Raw genomic sequence first — 10,089 nt, 5'->3', positions numbered from 1 at the left:
CGGGAACCGTAGCTCTGCACCCAGCCGTTTTCCGTGAAAGCGAAACCGTCCAGTTGCGCCCCGAAATACTCCACCATGTCGTTCCGCTCGAATTCGCCGTGCACCAGCACATCGAGACCGATTTCCTTCTGCCAGCGGATGCACTCGGTTGTCTTCTGTTCGAGCAACCGCTCGTAATCGGCGGACGACAACTCGCCCTTCCGGAATCGTGCGCGGGCCGCGCGGACCTCGTCCGTTTGCGGAAACGATCCGATGGTGGTGGTGGGCAGAGGCGGGAGGTTGAGCCGCGATTGTTGTTTCGCGCGCCGCAGGGAGAATGGGCTCTCGCGCTGGAGGCGCAGCGAAGCCAACCCGCCGACCCTTTGCTTTACGGCCGGGTTGTGGATGCGCGCGCTGTTCCGGCGACCGGCGCCGGCCGCGCGATTCTCCAGCAAGGGGGCGCTGTCGTCCTGCTGATTGACGTTTCGCGCGAGGAGCCAGATTTCCGAAAGCTTTTCCTCCGCGAAGGCGAGCCAGGTTTTCAGTTCAGCGTCCAGCTTCTGTTCATACTTCAAGCTCAATGGTGAATGGAGCAGCGAGCAGGACGGTGAAACAATGAGCCGGTCCATCCCGATGGCCGACTCCACCTTTCGCAACAGGCGCAAGGAACGCTCGAAATCGTTCCGCCAGATGTTCCGCCCGTCCACGAGCCCGAGCGAAAGCCGCATCGTCGGCGGCAGGGTGGCGAGCCATCGGTCGAGTTCATGCGGCGCACGCACGGCATCCACGTGCAGCGCGTTCACCGGCAACCGACAGGCGGTCGCAAGATTATCCCCCAGGGCGCCAAAGTAGGTGGCGAGCAAAAGCCTCGGGCCCGGCGCAGATTCACGGAGTTGCGCGTAGGCGGTCGCGAACGCGGAGCGTTGTTCGATGGTCAGGTCGAGGCAGAGGGCCGGTTCGTCAAATTGCACCCACTCGGCGCCCTGGCCGTGAAGACGACGCGCCACTTCCGAATAAATCGGCACCAGTTTTGCCACGAGCGCGAGCCGGTCAAAGTTTTGACCGCGTGTTTTGGCGAGGAGCAGAAACGTCAGCGGCCCAATCAGCACCGGCACTGTGCGGATCCCGAGCGCGAGCGCCTCCGCGAATTCGTCGAAAGGTTTCGTGGAAGCGAGCCGGAAGGTCTGGTCGGGGTGCAACTCCGGCACGAGGTAGTGGTAATTCGTGTCGAACCACTTGGTCATTTCCAGCGCGTTCGTTGCGTGCGTCCTTCCGCAGCCGGGACAATTCCCGTCGCTTGCAGCCAGGCCGCGCGCCATGGCGAAGCAGGTCCTCAAATCCACATTTCCACCGGGCGAGTGGAAACGCTCCGGTACCGCGCCCACCAGCGCGCAGGTGTCGAGTACCTGGTCGTAAAAGCTGAAATCGTTGGAGGGGATGAGGTCAATTCCGGCGGCTTGCTGGGTGTGCCAGTTGGCGGCGCGAATGGCTCTGCCGGTTTCGAGGAGTTGCGCCTCGTCAATCCTGCCGGACCAGAAGGATTCGAGGGCACGTTTCAGTTCACGCTTCGCTCCGATGCGAGGGAAACCGAGATTATGGGTGCGCGTTCGTTCGTTCATTGACAAGCCTCGCAGGTCGCGTCGTTGAGCAGACAGGCCTTCGCCTGCGGGTTCCTCGCCGCGGCCGAACCCGGGTCGGTTTCGCGTTGAACCTGAATGTTCGCCGACGCGCTCTTGTTTTTCATCCAGCGGGGTTGCAGGCCGCGCCGGTTCACATCCGTGGTTGATTTTTCGACCTGGGTGGCTGCCAGCGAGCGCAGATAATAGGTGGTCTTGAGCCCCTTCTCCCACGCGAACAGATACATTTCGCTGAGCTGTTTACCGTCGGGTCGCGCCAGATAGAGGTTCAGCGACTGGCCCATGTCGATCCACTTCTGGCGCCGGCTGGCGCACTCGATCAGCCAGCGCGGTTCAATTTCAAATGCCGTGCGATACAGCTCCTTTAATCCGGCGGGAACTCGCTCAATCCCGCTGATGCTGCCATCGTGGTATTTCAGGTCGTCCACCATTTCGTCGTCCCACAAACCGAGGCGCTTCAAGTCGGCGACGAGATACGTGTTGGCAGTGGTAAAGTCCCCGCTCAGGTTGGCCTTCGCGAACAGGTGCTTGTAAGTCGGCTCGATGGACTGGCTGACGCCGGCGATGTTTGAAATGGTCGCGGTCGGAGCGATGGCCAGCGTATTGGAATTACGCAGGCCGTGCTGGCGGATGGCATCGCGCACACGCGACCAGTCCAGACGCACCGTCCGGTCCATGTCCACAAAACCGCCGCGCTCCTTCGCGAGGAGTTCGATTGTGTCGAGCGGCAGCAAACCCTGACTCCATTTCGAGCCTCGAAAGGTCGGGTAAGGACCGCGTTCCCGGGCGAGTTCGGTGGACGCCAGCAGTGCGTGATAGGCGACCAACTCCATGCTGCGATCGGCAAATTCCACCGCGGCTTCGCTCGAGTAGGGCAGGCGCAGTTTGTAGAGCGCGTCCTGAAAACCCATCAGTCCGAGGCCGACCGGACGATGTTTCCGGTTGGCGTTTCCCGCCTCGGGCGTCGGATAGAAGTTGATGTCAATGACGTTATCCAGCATCCGCATCGCGGTGCGGATCGTGTGAGCCAGCAAATTTTCGTCGAGTGCCTGGTCGCTGCAATGCGCTGCAAGGTTGATCGAGCCGAGGTTGCAGACGGCCGTCTCGTCCGCAGACGTGTTCAGCAGTATCTCCGTGCACAGGTTTGAATTGTGGACCACGCCCGCGTGGCTTTGCGGTGATCGGATGTTCGACGGGTCCTTGAACGTCAGCCACGGATGCCCGGTCTCGAACAGCATGGTCAGCATTCTGCGCCAGAGGGCGACGGCTTCCACCCGCTTCCAGAGTTTGATTTCGCCCTGGTCCGCGAGGCGTTCGTATTCCTCGTAACGCTGAGCGAACGCCGCGCCGTAGAGGTCGTGCAAATCCGGCGTGTCGTGCGGACTGAACAGGGTCCACCGCCCGCCCTCCTTTACGCGCTTCATGAACAGGTCGGGAATCCAGTTCGCCGTGTTCATGTCGGGAGTGCGGCGGCGCTCGTCGCCGGTGTTCTTGCGAAGTTCGAGAAAATCCTCGATGTCCAGATGCCACGTTTCGAGGTAGGCGCACATGGCGCCTTTGCGTTTGCCGCCCTGGTTCACGGCCACGGCCGTGTCGTTGGCGACTTTCATGAACGGAATGACACCCTGGCTCGTGCCGTTCGTGCCTTTGATGTGCGCCCCGGTCGCCCGGATGTTCGTCCAATCGTTACCGAGGCCGCCCGCCCACTTGGAGAGTTTTGCATCATCGCCGATGACCTTGAAGATGTGCTCCAGGTCGTCCATGACCGTGCTGAGGTAGCACGAGCTCAGTTGCGGATGTGGCGTGCCGGCGTTGAACAACGTCGGGGTGCTGCTGATGAAGCGGAACGTCGAAAGGATCTCGTAAAACTCCGTAGCGCGTTCGTTTCTTGGTTCGCCTTCGTCAACCGCGAGTCCCATCGCGACCCGCATCCAGAAATACTGCGGCGTCTCAAGGCGCCGGCCCTCGTGATGAATGAGGTAACGGTCGTAAAGCGTCTGTGCGCCCATGTAGGTGAACTGCCGGTCGCGATCGAGTTGGAGCGACGCAGCGAGTCGCGGCAAATCAAACTTCAGGAGTTCTGCGGAGAGACGTCCGACTTCCACGCCGCGCGTGATGAAGTCCGGGAAATGCCCGCGGTGTCGCGCGGCGAGTTCGGCCGGTGTGCTGAACCCGGGCAACGCTTCGCGGTACAGCTTCCGGAGCAACAGTCGCGCGGCGACAAAGGTGTAATCCGGTTCGCGCTCGACGCGCGAGCGCGCCGCCAGAATCATCGCGTGCTCAATCTCCTCCGTCCTGACGCCGTCATAAAGATTCCTGAGCGTCTCCTCGGCGAGGCCGCTGGCGGAACAATTCTTCTCCGCGCCCCGGCACACGTTGATAAGGCGACGACGAATTTGTTGCAGATCCAGCGGCTCCCGCGAGCCGTCTGGAAGGGTCACGAATAACTGTGCCTGGGGATCACCTTCCACGGTGCGTTTGCATCCAAGCGCGCGGGCCTTGCGGCGTTCCTCGCGATATAGAATGTAACGCCGGGCAACGTTGTGATGACCCGCCTCCATGAGCCGGGTCTCCACCAGGTCCTGGATGAGTTCGATTTCGAGTGTGTGGCCCCGTACGGCCTGCGCGATTGCGGCTTCGACGACGGCATTTGCGACGCGGATCGCATGGTCTTGTTCCGGTTGTGGCAGTGGCTGGTCGTGGTGAAGTCCGGAGTCGGCCTTGAAGGCGTTTTCTATCGCCAGGAGGATGCGCGTCTCATCGAAGTAGGCCAGGCGTCCGTCGCGTTTGCGGACGAGGAATTCCTGTCCTCGAAGCGGGTCGAGTTGCGCCAGCCGGAGCTGGCCGTCGAGTTGTTCGTGCAGCATGTCGGATGATTTGAGTTGGCGGCTTGCCACACCGCGTTTCACCGGGAAGGGAAACCGCTCGCGCGTGGTATGTGGGCACAAAAAATCCCGCGACCACTCACGAGGGAGTGAAGGCGGGCCTCAAATTGAACAAGCTCGTCTCTTCCCTCATCCTGTCTTTGGCAAGACAGTTGCCGACGTCAGGTCGGACTTGATGAGCATGAAAAGCAGGTCTTCTGGCTTCGAGGTCGTCCTACTTGCCTCACCTTCCCATCCAAGACCGGACAGTGGCTTTTCGAGGCGTTCGTCGCTCGTTACAGCGGGACTTTACCACACGGGATTTGCACCCGTTTTCCTATTCTCCCGTGGCTATCGCCGCGGGCACTCTTCAAGATGTTAACACAACAGATTGTGTTCGATTCAAAGAACTGCCCACTGGATAGACTTCGAAACTAAACAAGTCAACCTCATTTTGCGGAATGGAAGTGGATCCTTCAGTCATTACGATGTCATTGCTGTTGACGAACTGGGCAGGGGAAAGTGGGGCTGGCGGGAGAGTGGGATCCGTTCGGGACGGCGGTACGGCTTGCGGCAGCATCCTTACTGGGTTTGGAGACGAGGTTTTTATCTCATCAACACAACGCTCCGCCGTCCGGGGTCGGTGCGGGCTGAAATCCTGGAATGGAGCGGGGTTACCCTCAGGCGGTGTCCATTGCTAGGAACCAGGCCGAACGCCAGCCGGACCTCGACCTCCGAATCACCAAAGCTCATCTCGTCGGAGCCGGTTCAAATTATGTCCACGGACTTGGAGCGAGGTCATGGCGGAATTCCTCAATGCGAAGGCGGGCAATCCCGGTTTGCGATTCGGAGGCCGGTTTGTCGTGCAAAAGGTGCGGAAATTATTTGATGACCGGTTGAAACAATCGTGCTACAAAATGTGTCGGGAAACCAGTCCGCTGAAACGAATATCCGTTTTCGGATCGACAAATGCATTCCGTGCCTTACGCCAAAGAGACACTGACGATGCTCGTTGGCTATGCGCTGGGCTGCTTTGCCTCAGGCTACTACCTTGTGCGCTGGCGGACGGGCGAGGACATCCGCTTGCTGGGCAGCGGCAGTGTGGGCGCCACCAATGTCGGTCGCGTGCTGGGCAAACCCGGGTTTTTCCTCACCGTGCTCTGCGATTTTTGCAAAGGGCTGCTCGCCGTCTGGCTTGCGCATTACTTCCGGCTGGACGCGACCGGCACGGCGCTGACGATGGTCGCGGTGACAGTCGGCCACATCTGGCCGGCCCAGCTCTGGTTTCACGGCGGCAAAGGGGTGGCCACGTCCCTGGGTGCCGTGCTGATGTTTGACCATTTTATCGCCTCAATGTTCGCCGGCCTGTTCCTCATCTTGTTCGCTGCGACGCGGAGCTATGTGCTGGCGGGATTGTTCGCGCTCGCCATCACGCCGCTTGCGTTGTTCCTCCTCGATTTCCCCCTGACCAGCGTGTTCGGACTGTCCGCGCTGGCGCTGCTGATTTTGATTGCGCACCGCAAAAATATCCCGGATGAAATGCACAAGCTCCTGACCGGGCGCAGACGCAAGAGCGACAGCAGACCGGCGCACAAGTAAGTGCATGAACGCGGAACGCAAACTGAAATTCAAAATTGCGGTGGACGAGACGGAATTCGAGCAGATTTTTCGGCTCAACTACAAGACCTTCGTCGAGGAAATCCCGCAACACGCGCCAAATCCGGAACACCGGCTGGTTGACCGTTTCCATCATGAGAACACCTACCTGATCGCGCTTGATGAGGACCAGCTCGTCGGCATGATGGCCGTTCGCGACAAGCGGCCCTTCTCGCTCGACGAAAAGCTCGGCAACATTGATCGCTATCTGCCGCCGGGCCGCAAGATCTGCGAAGTCCGCCTGCTTGCCGTCCTCGCCAGCCACCGCAACGGCATGGTGTTCCAGGGGCTGCTCAAACTGCTCCTCGATTACGGGTTGAGCCAGCACTACAACCTCGCCGTCATCTCGGGCACGGTTCGCCAGCAGAAGCTTTACAAACATCTCGGTTTCGTGCCGTTTGGCCCGCTTGTTGGCTCGCAGGATGCCCAGTATCAGCCGATGTATCTGACGCTTGAGGAGTTCGTCGAAGTCGCAACGCCGCTGCTCAACGTGCCTTCAACCGCCGACCGCGCGCTGAACCCGGCGAGTTTCCTGCCCGGACCGGTGAGCATCAGGCCGGAAATCCGGGCTGCTCTGGACAAACTGCCGGTATCGCATCGCTGCACCAGCTTCAAAGAAGACTTTGCGCTAACCCGGACGTTGCTTTGCCAGCTCGTCAGGGCACGCCGCGTCGAAATCCTTCTCGGCTCTGGCACGCTGGCCAACGATGTCGTCGCCGCCCAGCTTTCGCTGGACCGTGCGCCGGGAATCGTCTTGAGCAACGGCGAATTCGGCAACCGCCTGCTGGACCACGCAGAACGATTTGAACTTCCGTTTGCCGCTCTCGAGTACGAGTGGGGCGGCGTCTTCGATCGCGAGCAAATCAGGCAGTTTCTGGATCGTCATCCCGACGCGCGGTGGCTCTGGGCATCGGCCTGCGAAACTTCAACGGGTGTGCTGAACGACCTGGAAATGTTGAAAGAATTGTGCGCCCCGCGCGATGTCAAGCTATGTCTCGACTGCATCAGCCTGGTTGGAACCGTACCTGTGGATTTGAACGAGGTTTACCTCGCGTCGTGCGTCAGTGGCAAAGGGCTCGGCGCGTTCCCGGGTCTTTCGATGGTATTCTATCATCACGAAATCGCGCCGCAACCGGACAAACTGCCGCGTTACCTCGACCTTGGCTTTTACGCCGGGCAGGACGGTATTCCGTTTACACAATCGTCAAACCTGCTCGCGGCTCTGCAAACGGCGCTGAAACGTTACGATTCGCAGCAACCGTTCGCCGAAATCGTTGAACTCTCGAACTGGCTCCGTCCGAAACTTCGCGAACTCGGCTTTCGCATCCTCGCACCCAACACGCACGCGTCTCCGGCCGTGATCACGCTTGTGCTTCCGGGCGAAACCAGCGCGCAAAAACTGGGCGATCGGTTGCAGGCCGCCGGCTTCCTCCTCAGTTACCAGAGTGATTATTTGCGCAACCGGAATTGGGTGCAAATCTGCCTGATGGGGGACTGCTCCCGGCAAAGCCTTGTCGCACTGCTGACCGAACTGCGGAAATCGACCGACGCGTGTTCCCATTGAGCGTTTCGCGCGGGCCGGGTGGAGGCACACGGCCGCGTCGATGTTCGGGCCGTTTTTTTCGATTAACTCTGCGGGCGTGATGTCGGCTACCTTCGCGTCGCGCATGGAACCGGAAACCCGGACATCGCTGCGATGAACCGCAAACTTTCACCGTCACAGGTCCTGTTCATCCTTACCGGGTTGAACCTGTTCAATTATCTCGACCGGAACATCCTCGCCGCGGTGCTCGATCCGGTGCAGGTGCAATTCAGGCTGACGGACGAACAGGGAGGCCGGCTGAACACGGCTTTCATGCTCGGTTATTTTGTCACGGCACCGCTCTTCGGGTACCTGGGAGATCGTGCCTCGCGCAAATGGCTGATTGTCGCGGGCATCGCGGTATGGAGCCTGGGAACCGTGTTGACCGGATTCGCCACCAGCTTCGCACAGATGATGTTTTTTCGCGCGATCGTCGGATTTGGCGAGGCCAGCTACGCTTCGATCAGTCCCGGGTTGATCTCCGACGTGTTTGGCGCGGAAAAACGCAACAATGCGCTGACCATCTTTTATGTGGCTCTGCCAGTGGGTGCGGCTCTGGGTTACGTCGTCGGCGGGCAAATCGAGGCTCACTGGAGCTGGCGCCACGCCTTTGTCTGGGCGGGATTGCCCGGGCTTCTGCTGGCGATGAGCATGGCGCCATTTCAAGAACCTCCACGCGGCGAGGCCGAAAGCCGCGCTGGTCACGCCCAACTGCCCAAACTCAGGGATACCCTGGCAATTTTTCGCCTCCCGGAATACCACCTGATCGTGTGGGGCTATGTGGCTTACACGTTTGCCATGGGAGCATTCGCCTTCTGGGGCCCGGGCTATCTGCACCGCGTCCATGGAATCACCAAATCCAACGCGTCCCTTTTTCTTGGCGCAGTGGTCGTTGTCGCCGGGTTGGTTGGAACCTTTGCCGGCGGCTTTGCGGCCGCGGCCTGGCGGAAACGGAACTCAGCGGCATACTCGCTCGTCCTGGGTTACTCGACGCTTGCCGCCGTGGTGCCGGCTTTGGCAACATTTCTGACGACGAACGTTACTGTTTGTATGGCCTCGCTGGCGACCACCGTCTTTTTTCTGTTTCTCTCAACCGGGCCGGTCAACACGCTGATCCTTGAATCCGTGCCCGTGAATCTGAGGGCGAGCGCGATGGCCATCGCGATTTTCATGATCCACCTGTTTGGCGATTTATGGTCTTCGCAGGTCATGGGCGCTCTTTCCGACCGATGGAATAACCTGCAAAGAGCGGGTCTGATCCTGCCCGGGGCGCTGGTGATTGGCGGTGTGTTGTGGCTGGCTTTGGCCTTGAAAACGAAACGGAGCGCGCGCCATGTCGCGGGCGCGCCAAATTCCGGTGTGACTGTCTTATGAGCAACGCCAGGGCCCTGTGCCCTCAATGTAAAAACGAGGTCAGCTTCGTCACGCAGGGGCGCGTCGCCCGATGTCCCGTGTGCGGCTTCCATTACGGCCTCAGCGAGCCGCCTTATCCAGGATCGTTCCGGCAGGACACGGAACGAACGGGCAATCCATTTCTTCAATTCGTCAAGCTGATGGTCGTCTCAGTGCTGGTGTTGCTGGGACTCGGCGCCGTGCTGGCAGGGATATTCTTTGCCGGCTGCGCGCTGGCATTTCGAGGTTGATCGGCACAAGGTCATGAGGCGCTCAAAAAGAAAGGAACGGTAAACCATGAAACTCTCGCCACTTCGGATCCTGCTCGCAATGGATGCGGCCCTGTTGTTTCTGCTGGGATTGCTCCTGATCCTCTCACCCAAACAGGTCGAACTCGCCTTCCATTTCAAGAACCTGCCCGACGGTGTCAATTACATCATCGGCCTGTGGGGCTGCATTTTGCTGACGATGGCGCCTGGCTACGCTGTGGCCGCGATGGACCCCATCCGCCACGTCGTGTGGGTCCAGATAGGCATCGCGCGCGGCGCGTTCGAGTGCCTGCTTGGCGCGGTTTATTTGTGTCGCGGGACCGTGACGTGGCAACAGGCGGGTTTCGGCATCGTCGTTGCGGCGATCATCACGGCCGCTTACCTCATCTTCTACCCGCGCCGACCGCGCGTCGTTCAAGACGCCGCCCCTTCTCCCGGGCCGAATCCATCGTCTGGGTGACATCCAGTTCCATCGTCCGGCGTGCGGGCTGCACTTGCGTTTGCGCCGGGAGTGAGGCAGAAAGGGCTGTTGAAGGCATGAAATTGGGACCGACCAGAAGAATGGCTCTCGTCGCCGCCGCCGTGCTGGTGATCGACCAGTTGACCAAACTGGCTGTGCTCCGATATCTCGGCTACGCGAGGGAAATCGTGGTCATCGACGGTTTTTTCAAATTCGTCCACTGGGGTAACACCGGCGCGGCCTGGAGCCT

Annotated in this window: 8 protein-coding genes and 1 riboswitch; of the genes, 6 read left to right on the top strand and 2 right to left on the bottom strand. The window is 60.1% G+C overall.

Translation table 11 applies throughout. The annotated features are described in order from the left end of the window. Together metE and VN887_06090 are read right to left on the bottom strand one after the other, a co-directional pair. The coding region (metE, locus tag VN887_06095; protein HXT39577.1) for a 5-methyltetrahydropteroyltriglutamate--homocysteine S-methyltransferase at window positions 1–1,598 on the bottom strand (1,598 nt) is incomplete at its 3' end. Then, the gene (locus VN887_06090) at window positions 1,595–4,483 is read right to left on the bottom strand and encodes a ribonucleoside-diphosphate reductase subunit alpha (GenBank protein ID HXT39576.1); all 2,889 of its coding nucleotides are present in this window, start codon (window positions 4,481–4,483) and stop codon (window positions 1,595–1,597) included. The genes metE and VN887_06090, both read right to left, overlap by 4 nt. A 187-nt stretch (window positions 4,484–4,670) precedes the next feature. Next, window positions 4,671–4,866, bottom strand: a riboswitch (cobalamin riboswitch). 583 nt (window positions 4,867–5,449) lie between these two features. Here VN887_06090 and VN887_06085 point away from each other — a divergent pair. From VN887_06085 to VN887_06060, 6 genes are all read left to right on the top strand, one after another. After that, entirely contained in the window at window positions 5,450–6,079 is a 630-nt protein-coding gene (locus VN887_06085; GenBank protein ID HXT39575.1) for a glycerol-3-phosphate acyltransferase, read from the top strand. Between the two features lie 4 nt (window positions 6,080–6,083). Next, window positions 6,084–7,700 (top strand): GNAT family N-acetyltransferase, encoded by a 1,617-nt coding sequence (locus VN887_06080; GenBank protein HXT39574.1) that lies wholly within the window; start codon window positions 6,084–6,086, stop codon window positions 7,698–7,700. A gap of 132 nt (window positions 7,701–7,832) precedes the next feature. Beyond that, window positions 7,833–9,092 carry an MFS transporter gene (locus tag VN887_06075; protein HXT39573.1) on the top strand — a complete coding sequence of 420 codons (1,260 nt, stop codon included), beginning with the start codon at window positions 7,833–7,835 and terminating at the stop codon, window positions 9,090–9,092. Then, complete coding sequence (locus VN887_06070) at window positions 9,089–9,361, top strand: hypothetical protein (protein ID HXT39572.1); 273 nt, start codon at window positions 9,089–9,091, stop codon at window positions 9,359–9,361. The genes VN887_06075 and VN887_06070 overlap by 4 nt, the downstream gene beginning before the upstream one ends. Window positions 9,362–9,407: 46 nt before the next feature. Further along, window positions 9,408–9,839, top strand: coding sequence for a hypothetical protein (locus VN887_06065; protein HXT39571.1), 432 nt, complete (start codon window positions 9,408–9,410; stop codon window positions 9,837–9,839). A gap of 77 nt (window positions 9,840–9,916) precedes the next feature. Further along, the coding region (locus VN887_06060; protein ID HXT39570.1) for a signal peptidase II at window positions 9,917–10,089 on the top strand (173 nt) is incomplete at its 3' end.

Origin of the sequence: Candidatus Angelobacter sp., from assembly GCA_035607015.1 — a bacterium.
In the GTDB taxonomy this organism is placed as follows: Bacteria; Verrucomicrobiota; Verrucomicrobiia; order Limisphaerales; family AV2; genus AV2.
The sequence above is the reverse complement of the archived record's forward strand: the minus strand, read 5'-3'. Positions and strand labels throughout refer to the sequence as shown.

Bases quoted from the DNA above. Each gene is read 5' to 3' on its own strand.
- VN887_06090 (HXT39576.1), bottom strand. From the start codon at position 4,483: ATGCTGCACGAACAACTCGACGGCCAGCTCCGGCTGGCGCAACTCGAC.
- VN887_06070 (HXT39572.1), top strand. From the start codon at position 9,089: ATGAGCAACGCCAGGGCCCTGTGCCCTCAATGTAAAAACGAGGTCAGC.
- VN887_06065 (HXT39571.1), top strand. From the start codon at position 9,408: ATGAAACTCTCGCCACTTCGGATCCTGCTCGCAATGGATGCGGCCCTG.
- VN887_06080 (HXT39574.1), top strand. From the start codon at position 6,084: ATGAACGCGGAACGCAAACTGAAATTCAAAATTGCGGTGGACGAGACG.
- VN887_06085 (HXT39575.1), top strand. From the start codon at position 5,450: ATGCATTCCGTGCCTTACGCCAAAGAGACACTGACGATGCTCGTTGGC.
- VN887_06075 (HXT39573.1), top strand. From the start codon at position 7,833: ATGAACCGCAAACTTTCACCGTCACAGGTCCTGTTCATCCTTACCGGG.